General features: G+C 70.1%; 15 protein-coding genes and 1 riboswitch. Of the genes, 4 read left to right on the top strand and 11 right to left on the bottom strand.

Annotation, left to right across the window (positions count from 1 at the left end):
* Positions 1–281: 281 nt before the first annotated feature.
* The 6 genes from ACIBEA_RS33020 to ACIBEA_RS32995 all read right to left on the bottom strand — a co-directional run bounded on the left by ACIBEA_RS33020 (position 282) and on the right by ACIBEA_RS32995 (position 7558).
* Positions 282–1703, bottom strand: a complete 1422-nt coding sequence (locus ACIBEA_RS33020) for an aminotransferase class V-fold PLP-dependent enzyme (RefSeq protein WP_399266875.1) — start codon at positions 1701–1703, stop codon at positions 282–284.
* 225 nt (positions 1704–1928) lie between these two features.
* Positions 1929–2045, bottom strand: a riboswitch (SAM riboswitch).
* Between the two features lie 115 nt (positions 2046–2160).
* On the bottom strand, positions 2161–3225 hold the full coding sequence (gene trpD, locus ACIBEA_RS33015; RefSeq protein WP_399266874.1) for an anthranilate phosphoribosyltransferase: 1065 nt from the start codon (positions 3223–3225) through the stop codon (positions 2161–2163).
* A gap of 146 nt (positions 3226–3371) precedes the next feature.
* Positions 3372–5000: a cytochrome bc complex cytochrome b subunit gene (locus ACIBEA_RS33010; RefSeq protein WP_399266873.1), complete on the bottom strand. Its 1629-nt coding sequence runs from the start codon at positions 4998–5000 to the stop codon at positions 3372–3374.
* Positions 4997–6055 (bottom strand): Rieske 2Fe-2S domain-containing protein, encoded by a 1059-nt coding sequence (locus tag ACIBEA_RS33005; RefSeq protein WP_399266872.1) that lies wholly within the window; start codon positions 6053–6055, stop codon positions 4997–4999. Before ACIBEA_RS33005 ends, ACIBEA_RS33010 begins: the two co-directional genes overlap by 4 nt.
* Positions 6052–6861, bottom strand: coding sequence for a c-type cytochrome (locus ACIBEA_RS33000; protein WP_399266871.1), 810 nt, complete (start codon positions 6859–6861; stop codon positions 6052–6054). Before ACIBEA_RS33000 ends, ACIBEA_RS33005 begins: the two co-directional genes overlap by 4 nt.
* A 76-nt stretch (positions 6862–6937) precedes the next feature.
* On the bottom strand, positions 6938–7558 hold the full coding sequence (locus ACIBEA_RS32995; RefSeq protein ID WP_354383694.1) for a heme-copper oxidase subunit III: 621 nt from the start codon (positions 7556–7558) through the stop codon (positions 6938–6940).
* A 176-nt stretch (positions 7559–7734) separates the two neighbouring features.
* Here ACIBEA_RS32995 and ACIBEA_RS32990 point away from each other — a divergent pair, with 176 nt between their 5' ends.
* Positions 7735–8136: a hypothetical protein gene (locus ACIBEA_RS32990; protein ID WP_399266870.1), complete on the top strand. Its 402-nt coding sequence runs from the start codon at positions 7735–7737 to the stop codon at positions 8134–8136.
* 136 nt (positions 8137–8272) lie between these two features.
* Here the strand turns inward: ACIBEA_RS32990 and ACIBEA_RS32985 are convergent, their stop codons facing one another.
* The 4 genes from ACIBEA_RS32985 to coxB all read right to left on the bottom strand — a co-directional run bounded on the left by ACIBEA_RS32985 (position 8273) and on the right by coxB (position 12747).
* Complete coding sequence (locus ACIBEA_RS32985; protein ID WP_399266869.1) at positions 8273–9520, bottom strand: Ig-like domain-containing protein; 1248 nt, start codon at positions 9518–9520, stop codon at positions 8273–8275.
* A 115-nt stretch (positions 9521–9635) separates the two neighbouring features.
* Positions 9636–10034 (bottom strand): cytochrome c oxidase subunit 4, encoded by a 399-nt coding sequence (locus ACIBEA_RS32980; RefSeq protein ID WP_330330035.1) that lies wholly within the window; start codon positions 10032–10034, stop codon positions 9636–9638.
* Positions 10031–11761: a cytochrome c oxidase subunit I gene (gene ctaD, locus ACIBEA_RS32975; protein WP_399266868.1), complete on the bottom strand. Its 1731-nt coding sequence runs from the start codon at positions 11759–11761 to the stop codon at positions 10031–10033. The genes ACIBEA_RS32980 and ctaD overlap by 4 nt, the downstream gene beginning before the upstream one ends.
* On the bottom strand, positions 11758–12747 hold the full coding sequence (gene coxB / locus ACIBEA_RS32970; RefSeq protein ID WP_385780881.1) for a cytochrome c oxidase subunit II: 990 nt from the start codon (positions 12745–12747) through the stop codon (positions 11758–11760). The genes ctaD and coxB overlap by 4 nt, the downstream gene beginning before the upstream one ends.
* A 294-nt stretch (positions 12748–13041) precedes the next feature.
* On the opposite strand from coxB, the gene ACIBEA_RS32965 reads away from it, so the two are divergent.
* Positions 13042–14475: an aminotransferase class V-fold PLP-dependent enzyme gene (locus tag ACIBEA_RS32965; RefSeq protein WP_399266867.1), complete on the top strand. Its 1434-nt coding sequence runs from the start codon at positions 13042–13044 to the stop codon at positions 14473–14475.
* Between the two features lie 43 nt (positions 14476–14518).
* Here ACIBEA_RS32965 and ACIBEA_RS32960 read toward each other — a convergent pair whose 3' ends face one another.
* Positions 14519–15493 carry a carbohydrate kinase family protein gene (locus tag ACIBEA_RS32960; RefSeq protein WP_399266866.1) on the bottom strand — a complete coding sequence of 325 codons (975 nt, stop codon included), beginning with the start codon at positions 15491–15493 and terminating at the stop codon, positions 14519–14521.
* Positions 15494–15625: 132 nt separating this feature from the next.
* Between ACIBEA_RS32960 and ACIBEA_RS32955 the strand changes: the two genes are divergently transcribed.
* Both ACIBEA_RS32955 and ACIBEA_RS32950 read left to right on the top strand, forming a co-directional pair.
* On the top strand, positions 15626–15862 hold the full coding sequence (locus ACIBEA_RS32955; protein WP_399266865.1) for a hypothetical protein: 237 nt from the start codon (positions 15626–15628) through the stop codon (positions 15860–15862).
* An 87-nt stretch (positions 15863–15949) separates the two neighbouring features.
* Positions 15950–17518: a hypothetical protein gene (locus ACIBEA_RS32950; protein WP_399266864.1), complete on the top strand. Its 1569-nt coding sequence runs from the start codon at positions 15950–15952 to the stop codon at positions 17516–17518.
* Positions 17519–17662 lie beyond the last annotated feature (144 nt).

Raw genomic sequence — 17662 nt, 5'->3', positions numbered from 1 at the left:
GCGTGCATCCGGTGGTGACCGCTCGTCCTTGCGGGGACACCCCACCCCGTCGCGACGCCACCACCCTGACGCGGGACCACCCGCGCGGGGTGCGGCTGGGACGGGGGCACGCAGGAGTGTCCCCGCAAGGACGAGCGGTCACCGCCGGGCGCACTGTCCGACGGGGCCGCTGCCGCGAGCCGAGGAGACACTCGTGCGGGTCCCCGGCCCGGCCGCACCCCGCCCACCCCGACCCCGGGCAAGGGGTACACCCCAGCCCCGCCGGCGTTTGAGGCGGACCGTCAGACGGCCGGGACGCAGCGGCCCTCTTCCGTCCGGTACGTCCACTGCGCACCCTGGGCCACCAGCTCCCGGACGGCCCCCACGAACCGCTCCACGTGCTCGTCGGGCGTACCCGCACCGAAGCTGACCCGGATCGCGTTCAGCGAGCGCTCACCCGGCTCCGCCTCCGGCGCCCCGCACTCGCCCGGCTCCTGCGGCGCACTGCCCAGCAGCGTCCGCACCAGCGGGTGGGCGCAGAAGAGCCCGTCACGGACGCCGATGCCGTACTCGGCGGACAGCGCGGCGGCGAAGTGCGAGCTGTTCCACCCGTCCACCACGAAGGAGATGACGCCGACCCGCGGGGCGTCGTCGCCGAAGAGCGACAGGATCCGCACCGCCGGGACCTCGGCCAGCCCCTCGCGGACCTTCGCGATCAGGTGCTGCTCGCGGGCCACCAGGCTGTCGAAGCCGGCCTCGGTCAGCGCACGGCAGGCGGAGGCGATGGAGTAGACGCCGATGACGTTCGGCGAACCGGCCTCGTGGCGGGCCGCGGTGGTGTGCCACTCGACGTCCACGCCGCCGGCACCCTCCCCGCTGAGGCGCCGCGCCACCTTGCGCGAGGCACCGCCGCCCGCGAGGTACGGCTCGGCCTCCTGGAGCCAGTCGGCCCGCCCGGCGAGCACGCCCGAGCCGAAGGGCGCGTACAGCTTGTGCCCGGAGAAGGCGACCCAGTCGACGTCCAGCTCCTGGACGGACACGGGGTGGTGCGGGGCGAGCTGGGCGGCGTCCAGGACGATCCGCGCGCCGTGGGCGTGCGCCGCGGCGGCGAGCTCCTTGACGGGCCACAGCTCACCGGTGACGTTGGACGCCCCGGTCACGCAGACCAGCGCCGGACCGTAGGGCTCCCGGTCGGCCAGCGCGCGCTCCAGCGTGGCGACGGCCTGGCCCGGGGTGCGCGGGGCGTTGAGGTAGGTGACCTGCGCGTCGCGCCAGGGCAGCAGCGAGGCGTGGTGCTCGGTCTCGAAGACGAAGACCTGGCAGTCGGCCGGGAGCACCCGGCCGAGGAGGTTCAGCGAGTCGGTGGTGGACCGGGTGAAGACGACCTGGTCGGTGGGGCGGCAGTCGAGGAACTCGGCGACCGTGGCCCGGCTCTGCTCGAAGAGGTCGGTGGAGAGCTGCGAGAGGTACCCGGCCCCACGGTGCACGCTGCCGTAGTACGGGGCGTAGGCGGCCACGTCGTCCCAGACCCGCTGCAGGGCCGGCGCGCTGGCCGCGTAGTCCAGGGCCGCGTAGGTGACTTCGCCGCCGGTGACGAGCGGCACGGTGACGTCCCGGCCGAGCACCTGGAGCGGCTCGACACAAGCGGCGTCGCAGGCGGTCCCGCAGGTGGCGTCGGCGGTCGCGGTCGCGGTGGCAGCGGCGGCGTTCAGGGAAGCGGACATGGCGGAATCTCCCGGCAGGCAGGGGTGAATGGCTTCAAGGGGCCGTACGCGGCCGGGTGCGGCGGGGTACGGAAAGGCCCCGGGAGGAAGGGGTGGCGCCGGCGGTACCTGGGGGTACGCGGACAGGACCCTGTTTCCGGGGGTGAAGAAGGGGCGAGTCGCCCTATCGCATTCGCTTGCTCACGGAAAAAGCTCCTCGAGAGACCAGGACCCCTGGTGTCGAGGGATCCGCGCTTGCCGTAAGCCTCGCTGCCTACGGCCTGGTCATCACCCGGGGCACCCCGCCACGGAAGGAGGGTTGCCGGACAGCAAGCCGGGGCCTAAACGCTGTCACTCGTGACCTGGTCAGCATCCTGCCACAAGATCCGCCACGCACAAGCCCCGGTCCGCATGTCGGGACCGGGGCTTGTCGCAAAATCGCCGCTCGACGGGAGTCGTACGGGCGGGCGCGCGGCCGTCAGGCGTTGCTCGCCTTCACCCACCGCTCCAGCACGGCCTGGGCGGCGCCCGAGTCGATCGACTGCGCCGCGCGGGTCACGCCCGCCGCCAGCTGCTCCTCCAGCGTGCCACTGCCCGGGTCCAGGGCCACCAGGGCGGCCGCGGAGTTCAGCAGGACGGCGTCGCGCACCGGGCCGGTCTCCCCCGCCAGCAGCCGGCGGGCCACGTCCGCGTTGTACGCCGGGTCCGCGCCCCGCAGCGCGGAGACGTCCACCAGCGGGATGCCGATGTCGCGCGGGTCGAAGCCCTGCTCGGTGACCGCGCCGTCGCGCACCCACCACACCCGGGAGGTCGCCGTCGTGGTCAGTTCGTCGAAGCCGTCGTCGCCGCGGAAGACCAGCGCCGAGGAGCCGCGCTCGGCGAGCACGCCCGCGACGATGGGGGCCAGCCGGGCGTCGGCGACACCGGTCGCCTGGGCCCGTACCCGCGCGGGGTTGGTCAGCGGGCCCAGCGCGTTGAAGGTGGTGCGGATGCCCAGTTCCTTGCGGGCGGAGGCCGCGTGGCGCAGCGCCGGGTGGAACTTGACGGCGAAGCAGAAGGTGATGCCCGCCTCCTCGGCCACCTCGGCCACCCGCGCGGGGGTCAGTTCGAGGTTGACGCCCAACTTCTCCAGGACGTCCGAGGCACCGCTGGAGGAGGACGCGGCGCGGTTGCCGTGCTTGACCACCTTGGCGCCCGTACCGGCGACCACGATCGCGGACATCGTCGAGATGTTGACCGTCTTGGCGCCGTCGCCACCGGTGCCGACGATGTCGACCGTGCGGCCGGGGACCTCGATCAGGTTGGCGTGTTCGTACATGGTCCGCACGAGGCCACTGATCTCCGCGACGGTCTCGCCCTTGGCCCGCAGGGCGACCACGAAGCCCGCGATCTGGGCGTCGGTGGCCTCGCCGCTCATGATCCGGTCCATCGCCCACGCCGTGTCGTCCGCGCCGAGGTCGCGGCCGTCCAGCAGGGCGTCCAGTACGCCCGGCCAGGTACGGGCCGCCACGCTGTCGCCGCCTGCCGGGGTCACAACGTTCATGGTCCGCTCCTGATGGGTCCACAGTCGATGGGTGAGGCCCCAGCCTATCCAGCCGGAGCGGACGGCAAAGAGCCCCGTCCAGTGACTGGACGGGGCTCTTGCCGTGGCGACGCGAAGACTGACCGGAATCAGTCCGTCATGCGGAGTCAGTGGTGGCCGTGGCCGCTCTGGATCTCCTTGTACTCCTCAGCCGTGGGCTTCGGGATCTGGTTGTTCTCGCCGTAGAAGCCCTTGCTCAGCTTCGCCCGGAGCTTCTCCAGACCCTTCACCTTGCGCTCGACACCGTTCTCGTCGACCGTCGGGCCGATCTCGACCGGCTTGTACTGCTCGTACGAGGTGAGCGTGTGCAGCTTCCCCTGCGAGAGCGGCTCGTGGACCTCGACGAACTCACCGTGCGGCAGGCGCTTGATGATGCCGGTCTCGCGACCGTGCAGCACCTTGTCCCGGTCCCGGCGCTGGAGGCCGAGGCAGATCCGCTTGGTGGCGATGAAGGCGAGGACCGGGACGGCGAAGAAGCCGATCCGGACGAACCAGGTGATCGAGTTGATCGACAGGTGGAAGTACTGGGCGAACATGTCGTTGCCGCCGCCGATGAGGAGCACGATGTACTCCGCGATCCAGGCGACACCGAAGGCCGTGCGGGTCGGGACGTTGCGCGGGCGGTCCAGGATGTGGTGCTCGCGCTTGTCCCCGGTGACCCAGGACTCGATGAACGGGTAGACCGCGATCGAGCACAGCACCAGCGGGAAGAGCAGCAGCGGGATGAAGACGCCCAGGACCAGCGTGTGGCCCCAGAGGTTGATCTCCCAGCCCGGCATCGCGCGGATGAGGCCTTCCGGCATGCCCATGTACCAGTCGGGCTGCGCACCGGTGGACACGTGGTCCGGGCGGTACGGGCCGAGCGCCCAGATCGGGTTGATCGAGGCGATCGCCGCGATGGCCGCGATGACACCGAAGACCAGGAAGAAGAAGCCTCCGGCCTTGGCCATGTAGACCGGCAGCAGCGGCATGCCGACGACGTTGTTGTTCGTCTTGCCGGGGCCCGCGAACTGGGTGTGCTTGTGGTAGAAGACCAGGATCAGGTGGGCCACCAGCAGGCCCATCATGATGCCCGGCAGCAGCAGGATGTGCACCGAGTAGAAGCGCGCGACGAAGTCGCCGCCCGGGAACTCCCCACCGAACAGGAACATCGACAGGTACGTGCCGACGACCGGGACGGACAGGATGGCGCCCTGCATGAAGCGGACACCGGTGCCCGAGAGCAGGTCGTCCGGCAGCGAGTAACCGGTGAAACCGGTGAACATGCCGAGGAACAGCAGCAGGAAGCCGAAGACCCAGTTGACCTCACGCGGCTTGCGGAACGCACCGGTGAAGAACACGCGCATCATGTGCACGACCATCGCGGCGACGAAGATCAGCGCCGCCCAGTGGTGGATCTGGCGGATCAGCAGACCGCCGCGCACGTCGAAGCTGATGTCCAGGGTCGAGGCGAAGGCCTCGGACATCTGGACGCCCTGCATCGGCACGTACGAGCCGTGGTACACGACCTCGTTCATGCTCGGGTGGAAGAACAGCGTCAGGTACACACCCGTGAGGATGATGATGATGAAGCTGTAGAGGCAGATCTCACCGAGCATGAAGGACCAGTGGTCCGGGAAGATCTTGCGCATGTTCGCCTTGGCGAGGCTGTAGATGCCCAGGCGACCGTCCGCCCAGTCGGCTACGCGCTCACCGGCAGGCGCTTTGCGCTCCGTCGTTTCAGTGGCAGTGCTCATCCGCGCTCCCAGAATGCAGGACCGACGGGCTCTTCGAAGTCGCCGTGCGCTTCGAGGAAGCCTTCGGCATTCACGCCGATCCGCAGCTGCGGAAGCGCGTGGCCGGCCGGGCCGAAGATGACACGGGCGCCGTCGGAGAGGTCGAAGGTGGACTGGTGGCACGGGCAGAGCACGTGGTGGGTCTGCTGCTCGTACAGGCTGATCGGGCAGCCGACGTGGGTGCAGATCTTCGAGTAGGCCACGATGCCCTCGTGGGACCACTCCAGCTCCTGCTTGTCCTTGATGTCCTCCGGCTTGATGCGGACGATCATCAGGGCAGCCTTGGCGATCTGCGTCTGGAAGTCGTGCTGGTCCTCCTCCAGGCCCTCGGGCCGGGCGAAGGTCAGCGAGCCGACGATGACGTCCTCGGGACGCAGCGGCTCGTTGGTGTTGTCGTTGATGAGCAGCTTGCCCTTGGCCCACAGCGTCTTGCGGAGCTTGTCCTCGGGCAGCGGACCCAGGTCGCGCAGGATCACGACGGCGGAGAGCGGCAGCATGGCCAGCGCGCCCAGCATCGTGTTGCGGATCAGGGGGCGCCGGCCGATGGCCGACTCCTTGGCGCCGTCGGCGAAGTCCTGCAGGACCTGCGCCTTGACCTCCGCCGGGGCGGCGATCTCGTGACGCTCGGCGGCGACCTCGACGTCGGACATCAGGGTGCGGGCCCAGTGGACCGCTCCCGCGCCGATGCAGAAGAGCGCCGTGCCGAGGGTCATGCCGAGGGCGAAGTTGAGCGCGCTCACCTTCCCGATGGGGAAGATGTACACGGTCTTGTCGACCGGCAGGGTCACGTACGAGGCGATGAAGCCGACCGTGGCCAGCATCGACAGCGTGAACAGCATCGCGACCGTGCGCTCGGAGCGCTTGGCCGCCCGCTCGTCGATGTCCTGGATACGGGGCTTGTGGGCCGGCAGGCCCGGGTCGGCGAACGGGTCGTCCGCCAGCGCTACGCCACCGTGGTGCGCGTCGCCCTGCTCGCTCGGCAGGTGCTTCTCTTCGGGAATGTCTTGGCTACTCATGACTTCTTGGCCTTAGCGGTGTGGGCCGCGACCCAGACGGCGACAGCGATCAGCGCACCCAGTCCGAAGATCCAGCCGAAGAGACCCTCGGAAACGGGGCCGAGGCCACCGAGCTTGAGCCCACCGGGGCTGGTCGACTTCTCGCCGTTCACGTTCTGGAGGTACGCGATGATGTCCTTCTTCTGCTTCTCCGGCATGGTGCTGTCCGGGAAGGAGGGCATGTTCTGCGGGCCGGTGAGCATGGCCTCGTAGATGTGCTTCGGCTCGACGCCCTCGAGGTTCGGGGCGTACTTGCCGTGCGTCAGCGCGCCGCCCTCACCGGTGAAGTTGTGGCACTGCGCGCAGTTGTTGCGGAACAGTTCGCCACCTGCGGCGATGTCGGCGCCCGCCGGGTCGTACTGCTTCTCGGCAGGCGTGATCGGACCGGCACCGAGGGACGCGATGTACGCGGCCAGCTGGTCGGTCTGCGCCTGCGAGTAGACGACGGGCTTCTTCGGCACCTGGGCGCCGGGCTGCTGGGCGGGCATACGGCCCGTGCTCACCTGGAAGTCGACGGCGGCGGAGCCGACGCCCACCAGGCTCGGGCCGTCAGAGGAACCCTGACCGCCGGTTCCGTGGCAGCTTGCGCAGCCCACGGCGTAGAGCTTCTTGCCCTCCTCGATGGCGAGGGACTGGGAGGTTTCGTCTGCCTGCGCGTTGCCCGCGGGCGCGAAGGCGGCGTACAGCCCCCCGGTGACCGCCAGTGCGAAGAGTAGAACGACGACCGCCGCCAGCGGATGGCGTCGTCGTGCGGAGAGCTTTTTCACGGATTACCCCGGTGTCAGGATCTTCTGCGTCGGTGTGTCTGGATGGAGTGCCGGGCCGGGCCCGGCGACGTGTTCGCTACTTGATCAGGTAGATCGTGGCGAAGAGGCCGATCCAGACGACATCGACGAAGTGCCAGTAGTAGGACACGACGATGGCCGACGTGGCCTGTTCGTGGGTGAACCTCTTGGCCGCGTACGTCCGGCCGAGGACCAGGAGGAAGGCGATGAGGCCGCCCGTCACGTGCAGCCCGTGGAAGCCGGTGGTCAGGTAGAACACCGAGCCGTACGGGTCTGACGAGAGACTCAGGCCGTCCTTCTTGACCAGCTCGGTGTACTCGAACACCTGCCCGCCAATGAAGAACGCACCCATCACGAACGTGATGATGAACCACGTCCTGAGCTTCTTCACGTCACCGCGCTCGGCGGCGAATACGCCGAGCTGGCAGGTGAGCGAGGAAAGCACCAGGACCGTGGTGTTCGTCGCCGAGAAGGGCAGATTCAAGGCCTCGGCCTGTTCTGCCCAATGCTCGGCGCCCATCACCGATCGCAGGGTGAAGTACATCGCGAAGAGGGCCGCGAAGAACATCAGCTCGGAACTCAACCAGATGATCGTTCCGACGCTGACGAGGTTCGGCCTGTTGACCGTCGGGTGCGCGTGCCCGGTATCTACTGTCGTTGCTGTCGCCACGACCGACATTATGTCGGTCGCTTATCCCGCCCTCACCCCGGGGGGTGCCGTTCGGAGTGTCCGGGGCGTGTGCAAGGCCCGAACGGCCCATCGGAGGCCCCTGCGAACCGATGTTGACAGGGTGTCGGACGGAGTAGCATCCGCGACATCATCAACGTGATTCATGTGACACGTGGAGGAACGAAATGCGGGCGACTGCGCGGGTTCTGCTCTACAGCGATGACGCCAACACCCGGGAGCAGGTGCGGCTGGCGTCCGGGCGCAGGCCCGCAGCGGACCTGCCGCCGGTGGAGTTCCTTGAGTGCGCCACCATGGACGCCGTCCTCAAGGAGCTGGACGCGGGCGGCATCGACGCCTGCGTGTTGGACGGCGAGGCCGTACCGGCCGGGGGCATGGGCGTGTGCCGCCAGATCAAGGACGAGATCTTCCGGTGCCCCCCGGTGCTGCTGCTGATCGGGCGCCCGCAGGACGCCTGGCTGGCCACCTGGAGCCGCGCCGACCGCGCGGTGACGTTGCCGGTCGACCCGGTGGACTTCCCCGAGGCCCTGGCGGACGTGCTGCGCACGCGCCTGTCCCTGAACGCCTGAGCGCCCGAAACGGGCCCAACCGGCCGGGAGATCGCACAGCGGCCCCTGGAAGCCGTCCTACGGGCTTCCAGGGGCCGCTGTGTCGCTCGTGGCGCCGGTCGGGGTCAGGGGCGGTGCCGCGGGATCCGACGGTGCCTCAGACCTGCGGGCGCAGCCGGGCCGCGTCGACGGGACTGCGGCCGTCCTGCGTGCCCTTGAGGAGGGCGCTGCCTTCGCGCCACTCCTTCCAGTCGAGGTTCCAGTCGCCGTAGCCGTTGCCGAAGGGATCCATGTCGTCGCCGATGCTGTTGATCACCCGGACGATGTCGCCCTCGCTGATGTTCTCGTAGAACCAGGCGGCGTTGCCGGTGCTCATGCCGGTGCAGCCGTGGCTGACGTTCTCGTAGCCCTGGGAGCCGACGGACCACGGCGCGGCGTGCACGTATTCACCGCTCCAGGTCACCCGGGTGGCGTAGTACACCGGGAGGTTGTAGTACTCGCTGCCGCCGATGCCGACGGTGTCGCCGCGCATCTGGACGAAGTACTGCTTGCCCAGTACGACCTTGACGCCGTTGCGGGTGGAGAAGCCGGGCTTTCCGGTGGTGACCGGAATGGTGTTGATCACTTCTCCGTTGCGCTTGAAGGTCAGGTAGTGCGAGGAGGCGTCCGTGGTGACCTCGACCCGGTCGCCGATCTCCAGCTTGAGCGAGCCCGCGGCGGCGCCGTAGAGCCCGTCCGCGATCTTGATGCCCTCCAGGTTGCTCCGTACGGAGACCTCGGTGTTGGCGGGCCAGTAGTCCTTGGGGCGGAAGTGCAGCTTCTTGTCGTCCACCCAGTGCCAGGCGCCCTGGACGTTGCCCGGGGACTCCACGACCAGGCCGCGCTCGATGACGGCGCGGGCGGCCTTGTCCTTGACCGGTTCGGTGAGCTCGGCCGTCAGGGGTTGGCCGACGCCGTATTTGCCCGCCTCCGGGCCGAATTCGATGTGGACGACCTTCTTGGCCGGGGTGGTCTCGAAGTTCAGCGTGCGCTGCCCCTGGGCGCCGCGCTCGTCCTCCGTGCCGACGGTGACGGTGTAACGGACGCCCGCGGCCATCGGCGCGGTGCTGTGCCAGCGGTCGCCCTTGGCGGAGAGCTCGCCCGCGAGGTGACGGCCGTGGGTGTCGACGGCGCTCACGTCGGTGATCCGGCCGTCGCCCTTCTTGGCGGTGACTTCGAGGGGGCGGTCGGGGTCGACCGGCCGGCCGCCCGACGATTGGTTGAAGGCGACCTCGTCGTCCGCGTCGTAGGGGCGGGCAGACAGCGGGTTGTTGTCGCCGGACCCGCATGCGGTGGCGCCGGCCCCGAGGGACGCGACCAGCAGGGAGCAGCCGACTACCGTCCAAAGACGCGGTGAGTGGTTCATGAGTCCACGCTATGAAGATATGACTATTACGGCGCGCGGGGTGCCTGCAAACGAGGGGCCCGGACTCCTCTTGACGAGGTGTCCGGGCCCCAAGTGGGTCACGCGGCGGGTCCGACTACTGGTTGGCGTTCTCGCCCCGGTAGTACTCGTACACCCAGCCCCACAGACCGATCAGGATCAGCGGCGCCGAGAAGTACATCAGCCACCAGCCGAAGATGACGCCCATGAAGGCGAAGGCGCCACCGATGGCCAGGGAGAGCGGCTGCCAGCTGTGCGGGGAGAAGAATCCCAGCTCGCCGGCCTCGTCCGCGACATCGGCCTCCAGGTTGTCCTGGGCCATCTCGTCCACGCGCCGGGCCGTGAAGGCCAGGTAGTAGCCGATCATGACGCTCAGGCCGAAGGCCAGGAAGAGAGCGGTGGTCCCGACCGGTTCCTTCGACCACACGCCGTACACGACGGCCATGATCAGAATGAACAGGGAGAGCCAGAGGAACATCCTGCCCTGGATCTTCACTTGCCGGACTCCTTGCCGCCGGTGACCGCCGAGGGAGCCGTGCCGTGGTCCGCCAGGTGGTCCAGGGCCGCGATCTCCGGGTGGTGCAGGTCGAACGCCGGGGATTCGGAACGGATCCGCGGCAGGGTGAGGAAGTTGTGCCGCGGCGGCGGGCAGGACGTCGCCCACTCGAGCGAGCGACCGTAGCCCCACGGGTCGTCGACCTCGACCTTCTTGCCGTACTTCGCCGTCTTCCAGACGTTGTACATGAAGGGGAGCATCGACAGGCCGAGCAGGAACGAGCTGATCGTCGAGATCGTGTTCAGCGCGGTGAAACCGTCGGCGGCGAGGTAGTCCGCGTAACGACGCGGCATGCCCTCGGCACCCAGCCAGTGCTGCACCAGGAACGTGCCGTGGAAGCCCACGAACAGCGTCCAGAAGGTGATCTTGCCCAGGCGCTCGTCCAGCATCTTGCCCGTGAACTTCGGCCACCAGAAGTGGAAGCCGGAGAACATCGCGAAGACCACGGTGCCGAAGATGACGTAGTGGAAGTGCGCGACGACGAAGTACGAGTCGGAGACGTGGAAGTCCATCGGGGGCGAGGCCAGGATGACGCCGGTCAGACCACCGAAGGTGAAGGTGATCAGGAAGCCGACGGCCCAGAGCATCGGGGTCTCGAAGGACAGCGAGCCCTTCCACATGGTGCCGATCCAGTTGAAGAACTTCACACCGGTCGGTACCGCGATCAGGAAGGTCATGAAGGAGAAGAACGGCAGCAGCACACCACCGGTGACGTACATGTGGTGGGCCCACACGGTCACGGAGAGGCCGGCGATCGCGATCGTCGCGGCGATCAGGCCGATGTAACCGAACATCGGCTTGCGCGAGAAGACCGGGATCACTTCGGAAATGATGCCGAAGAAGGGCAAGGCGATGATGTACACCTCTGGGTGTCCGAAGAACCAGAAGAGGTGTTGCCACAGCAGGGCGCCGCCGTTGGCGGCGTCGAAGACGTGCGCACCGAACTTCCGGTCGGCCTCCAGCGCGAAGAGCGCGGCGGCGAGGACCGGGAACGCGAGCAGGACCAGCACACCGGTCAGCAGGACGTTCCAGACGAAGATCGGCATGCGGAACATCGTCATGCCGGGAGCGCGCATGCAGATGATCGTGGTGATGAAGTTGACCGAACCGAGGATCGTGCCGAAGCCGGAGAAGGCCAGACCCATGATCCACATGTCGGCGCCGATGCCCGGCGAGCGGACGGCGTCCGACAGCGGGGAGTAGGCGAACCAACCGAAGTCGGCGGCACCCGAGGGGGTGACGAAGCCGGCCACCGCGATGGTCGAACCGAAGAGGTACAGCCAGTACGCGAACATGTTCAGCCGCGGGAACGCCACGTCGGGCGCGCCGATCTGCAGCGGCATGATCCAGTTCGCGAAGCCGGCGAACAGCGGGGTGGCGAACATCAGCAGCATGATCGTGCCATGCATGGTGAAGGCCTGGTTGAACTGTTCGTTCGACATGATCTGCGTGCCCGGACGGGCCAGCTCGGCGCGCATGAAGAGCGCCATGATCCCGCCGATGATGAAGAACACGAACGACGTGACCAGGTACATCGTGCCGATCGTCTTGTGGTCGGTGGTGGTCAACCACTTCACGACGACGTTGCCCGGCTGCTTGCGCCGTACCGGAAGCTCGTTCTCATACGAGTCGGCGGCGGCACCCTGAGGCTGGTTGAGGATGCTCACAGTTTGTTCACCTCAGCGTTGCGGGCCGGGTCGGTCTGCTTGATGCCGGCCGGGAGGTAACCGGTCTGCCCCTTCTCCGCCAGGTCCTTGAGGTGCTTGCGGTACTCCTCGGGGGAGACGACCTTGACGTTGAAGAGCATCCGGGAGTGGTCGACGCCACACAGCTCGGCGCACTTGCCCATGAAGACGCCCTCTTCGGTCGGGGTGACCTCGAAGACGTTGGTGTGCCCCGGGATGACGTCCTGCTTGAACAGGAAGGGGACCACCCAGAAGGAGTGGATGACGTCGTTGGACGACAGGATGAAGCGAACCTTCTCACCCTTGGGCAGCCAAAGCGTCGGACCGGGCCACTTGACGCCCTCCGCAGCCTTGTCCGGGTTCACGTCTCCGGGGACACCCTTGGTGTAGACGCCTTCGGCGCCCGCGGGGAAGTCCTTGGTGAAGCGGTCCGGAATGGAGGCCAGTTCCTTGGGAACCGTGCCCGCCTTCGGGGTCGCCGCGTCGCCGTCGACGTTCTCGATGTAGTTGAAGCCCCAGCTCCACTGGTAGCCGATCACGTTGATCGTGTGCGTCGGCTTGGCGGAGAGGGAGAGCAGCTTCGACTCGTCACGCGCGGTGAAGTAGAACAACACCGAGACGATGATGAGCGGGACCACCGTGTACAGGGCCTCGATCGGCATGTTGTACCGGGTCTGCGGCGGAACCTCGATCTTCGTCCGGCTACGCCGGTGGAAGATGACGCTCCACATGATCAGGCCCCAGACCAGGACGCCTGTGATCAGCGCTGCCGCCCACGACCCCTGCCACAGGGAGAGGATGATCGGCGCCTCTTTGGTGACCGGGTCCGGCATACCGAGGTTGGGGAAGTTCTTATATGAATACGAGCAACCAGTGGCGGTCGCCAGGACCACGCCCGCAGTCAGCGCCTGCAGCAGCTTCCGCCGCATCGGGCGCCGCGGCGAGCGGTCGGAGCCGTAGGGACTCACGTAGCGCCTTCCCGAGAGTCTCGGCCCGCGCGGTCGGCCGCGGCCGTGTTCGGGTCGGTCGCCGGCCCTGACGCAGGCAGGGGTTTGGATGTTTATGCGGACCAAACCCTACTGGACGCTATTTGGGGTCGCGCGGGGAGGGTGCCCAACGCGCCGCTACTGCGCCCGAAGGGGTGGATCCGCCGTACGGGGGAAGCCCTCCGTACACCTGAATGGCGGTGTCCGGACGGCATCTGACGGCCCCTGACCTCGGCGGACGTCCGACCGCGCGGGGCCGCCGGATAGCGTGGGCGGATGCCGTACTTCGATGTCGCCTCCGCCGCTCCGCTGCACCCGGTCGCCCGGCAGGCCCTGCAGGCCGCGCTGGACGAGGGCTGGGCCGACCCGGCCCGGCTCTACCGGGAGGGCAGGCGGGCCCGGCTGCTGCTGGACGCGGCGCGGGAGGCGGCGGCCGAGGCCGTCGGGTGCCGTCCGGACGAACTCGTCTTCACTCCTTCGGGGACGCACGCCGTTCACGCGGGCGTCGAAGGCGCCCTGGCGGGCCGTCGGCGCGTCGGCGCGCACCTCGTGGTGTCCGCGGTCGAACACAGTTCTGTCCTCCATTCGGCGGCGGCAGTCGAGTCACGCGGGGGCTCCTTCTCCGAAGTCCCGGTCGATCGCACCGGAGCGGTGGATCCGCAGGTGTTCGAACGCTCGCTGCGCCCCGACACCGCGCTGGCCGCCCTGCAGTCCGCCAACCACGAGGTGGGGACGGTCCAGCCGGTGCCGGAGGTGGCCGAGCGCTGCCGGGCGGCCGGGGTCCCGCTGCTCGTGGACGCGGCACAGTCGTTGCCCTGGGGCCCGGCGCCCGAGGGCTGGTCGCTGCTGACCGCGAGCGCGCACAAGTGGGGCGGCCCGCCCGGGGTCGGCCTGCTGGCCGTCCGCAAGGGGGTCCGCTTCGCGCCCCAAGGCCCGGGCGGAGAAAGGGAGTCGGGCCGCTCCCCCGGCTTCGAGAACATCCCGGCCGTCGTGGCGGCCGCGGCCTCGCTGAGGGCCGTACGGGCCGAGGCGCGGGCCGAGTCGGAGCGGCTCGGGGTCCTGGTGGACCGGATCCGGCGGCGGGTGGCGCGGTTGGTCCCGGACGTCGAGGTGGTCGGCGATCCGCTGCGGCGGCTGCCGCACCTGGTCACCTTCTCCTGTCTCTACGTCGACGGGGAGATCCTGCTGCACGAGCTGGACCGGGCCGGGTACTCGGTGTCGTCCGGGTCCTCGTGCACGAGCTCGACGCTGACCCCGAGCCACGTGCTCAAGGCGATGGGGGTGCTCTCGGAGGGGAACGTCCGGATCTCGCTGCCGGTGGGCACGACGGCGCAGGAGGTGAACGGCTTCCTGGAGGTGCTGCCGGGGGTGGTGGCCGGGGTGCGGACGCGGCTGGGCGTGGCGCCGTCCGCGCAGTCCTCCGCACGGCCTTCCGCGCAGCCTTCCGCGGAGCCTTCCGCGCAGCCGGCGGGGGCGGCCGACTCGCTGGTCATCGACGCGCTCGGGCTGCGGTGCCCGCAGCCGGTGATCGAGCTGGGTAACGCGATCGGGGGGGTGGCGGTCGGCGGGACGGTCACGGTCCTGTCGGACGACGAGGTCGCGCGGCTGGACATTCCGGCGTGGTGCGGGATGCGGGGCCAGGAGTACGTGGGAGCGACCCCCGCCCCGGGTGGGGTGGGGGTCGCTCACACGGTGCGGCGCCTGGTGTGACGGGTGGCCGCGTGCGGCCGCCCGTCAGGTCGGCGCGCGGGCGCTACGCCAGGTGCGCCTGGACCTCGGCCGCGGCCTCCGGGCCGTAGGCCTTGGCGAAGCGCTCCATGAAGTGGGCGCGGGCCAGGGTGTACTCCTGGGTGCCGAGGGTCTCGATGACGAGGGTCGCCAGCATGCAGCCGACCTGCGCCGCGCGCTCCAGCCCGACGCCCCAGCCCAGGCCCGTCAGGAAACCGGCGCGGAAGGCGTCGCCGACACCGGTGGGGTCGACCTTCGCGGTCTCCTCGGGGCAGCCGACGACGATCGGGTCGTGGCCGACCCGCTCGATCTTGACGCCGTTCGAGCCCAGCGTGGTGACGCGGGTGCCGACCTTGGTGAGGATCTCCGCGTCGGTCCAGCCGGACTTCGACTCGATGAGGCCCTTCTCGTACTCGTTGGAGAAGAGGAACGTCGCCCCCTCCATCAGCGTCCGGATGTTCTCGCCGTCCATCCGCGCGATCTGCTGCGAGAAGTCGGCGGCGAAGGGGATCTCGCGCGTCCGGCACTCCTCGGTGTGGCGCAGCATCGCCTCGGGGTCGTCGGCGCCGATCAGGACGAGGTCCAGGCCGCCCACGCGGTCGGCGACGGCCTTCAGCTCGATCAGCCGGGCCTCGCTCATGGCGCCGGTGTAGAAGGAGCCGATCTGGTTGTGGTCGGCGTCCGTGGTGCACACGAAGCGCGCGGTGTGCAGCACTTCGGAGATCCGGACGGACTCGGTGTCCACGCCGTGGCGGTCGAGCCAGGCACGGTACTCGTCGAAGTCGTAGCCGGCGGCGCCGACGAGGACCGGGCGGCTTCCGAGCTGCCCCATACCGAAGCAGATGTTCGGGCCGACACCGCCCCGTCGCACGTCGAGGTTGTCGACGAGGAAGGAGAGGGAGACCGTGTGCAGCTGGTCCGCGACCAGCTGGTCGGCGAAGCGGCCGGGGAAGGTCATGAGGTGGTCGGTGGCGATGGAGCCTGTGACTGCGATACGCACGGCGTGGATGCTCCTGCGGAGGGCGGCGGGCTGACAATCAAACCTACCCGGTAGACGCCGCGAGGCCGACCGGCTGAAACTACCCCGTAGTAGGTCTTTCTTCGCACCCGGACCGCTGCTTACGGTGCCCCCATGACCTATACCGATGGCTTCGGGTACCCGCAGTACACCGCTCCCGGGCGGACCACGGAAGTCTCGCGCCGGCCAGGCTTCGCCCGGCTGCTGGGCGACTGCGCCCGGATGGCGCCCCACTGGTCGGTCCCGGCGGTCCCCCGGCCGGCCCCGGTGGCGCCCTCGCAGATCCACGGGGTCCGCGTGCCGCCGGCCTCCGCGCAGCTCATCGCCTCCACCGCGCAGTACGGGTACTGATCCCCTCCGCGGGTCCGGGGAACCGGTTTCGCTCCTGTTCCGTCCCACTCGCATCACGCACGGCGAGGCAGGCGAAGGAGCGATCCGGTGACCACCGAGCATTCCGGTCCGACTGACAACACCGAACCGGCCGAAGCGGTCGGCTCGGCCGAACCGACCGAACCGGCCGACGTCGCGGCGCGCCCCGGCGGCGCCCCCGGGCGGCGCCCCCGCTGGGCCGTCGCCTCGGTCGCGGCCGCCGTCCTGCTGGCCGGCGGCGGTACGGCGTACTGGGCCACCACGGCCCACGGCGGCACGGGCGCGGCCACGGCGTCGCTGTCCGCGGGCGACGCCGCCAGGGCGGCCTCCCCCGGCGCCCCCGACTCCGTCGGCCCCTCGGCCCCCGGCATCGCGCCGGGCGAACCGAACCCCAACGGGTCCGGAGTGACCTACCGGGCCGAAGGCCCCCTCCCTCAGGGCCCGGCCACCGCGCCGGCCTTCGCCGCGGGCGGCGAGGTCACCGAGGCCGAGGTGGCCCGGCTCGCGAGCGCGCTGGGCATCACCGCCACCCCGCAGCTGGTGGGCGAGCTCTGGCAGGCGGGGGTGGTCGGGGACCCGTCCGGCCCGCGCCTCCAGGTGAACCTCAAGGCGCCCGGGACCTGGACGTTCACCCGCCACCTGGCGGGCGGCTCGGACGACTGCCGGCGCGGCAAGGACACCTGCGGGCCCGCCACCCTGCCCGGCGGCGGCGCGCAGGCCCCCAGCGGCGGCCAGGGCCCCGGCCCCGCCGCGGTGTCCGGTTCGGACGCGGGCGCGGGTACGGGCGCGGGCACGCCGGTGAGCGAGGAGGCGGCGAAGGCCGCGGCGGCTCCGCTGCTCGCGGCGGTGGGCCAGCAGGGCGCGAAGCTGGACGCCCGGCAGCTCAAGGGCTCGGTGCGGGTGGTGACCGCGGACCCGGTGGTCGGTGGGCTGCCGACGCAGGGCTGGCAGAGCACGGTGAACGTGGGCGCGGACGGCCAGGTGGTGGCCGCCGGCGGCGAGCTGAAGGCACCGGTGCGGTCGAGCGAGCAGCAGGTCGTCGGCGCGCAGGAGGCCCTGGACCGGCTGAACGCCGCGTCGACCCCCGGTCCCGGGACCGGGCCGAGCGGGTGCGCCACGTCCGTGCCGCTGGAGCCGGAGGCCCCGATCGCGCCGGGCGAGACGCCGCCGTGCAACCCGGAGCCGCGCCCGATGAAGCCGCCGCGGACGGAGACGGTCCGCACGGCGGTGCTGGGCCTGGTCGGGGGGACCGTGGACGGCGCCCGCGGGCTGGTGCCCGCCTGGCTCTTCGAGGTGGCGGGCACCGGGGGCGGTGCGGGTCGCACGGTGGCCCAGCCCGCGGCGCGGGACGCGGCCCCCGCGCCGCGGACCGGACGTACGGTGCCGGGGTTCTCGTACTCCGCGGCCGACCGGAAGCTGACCGTGAACTTCTGGGGCGGGGCGTGCAGTACCTACGCCGCCGAGGCCCGGGAGAGCGCCGATGCGGTGACGGTGAAGATCACGGACACCCCGACGAACCCGGGTGGGGCCTGCATCATGCTCGCCAAGGACATGTCCGTGTCGGTGACGCTGGAGCAGCCGCTGGGCGCCCGGAAGGTGGTCGACGGGACCACGGGCAAGCCGCTGCCCCGCCAGTAGCCGGGGACCGGCACCCGCACGCGCGGAGGGGCGCCCCCCCCCCCACGGGGGGGGGGGCCCCGGGGGGGGGGGGGGGGGCCCGGGGGGGGGGTTGGGTGCCGGGTGGCGGCGGGCGGCGGGGCGCGGGGGGGTGGGGGTGGGGTT

The sequence above is a fragment of the Streptomyces sp. NPDC051555 genome (genome assembly GCF_044454405.1).
Taxonomy (GTDB): Bacteria; Actinomycetota; Actinomycetes; order Streptomycetales; family Streptomycetaceae; genus Streptomyces.
The sequence above is the reverse complement of the archived record's forward strand: the minus strand, read 5'-3'. Positions and strand labels throughout refer to the sequence as shown.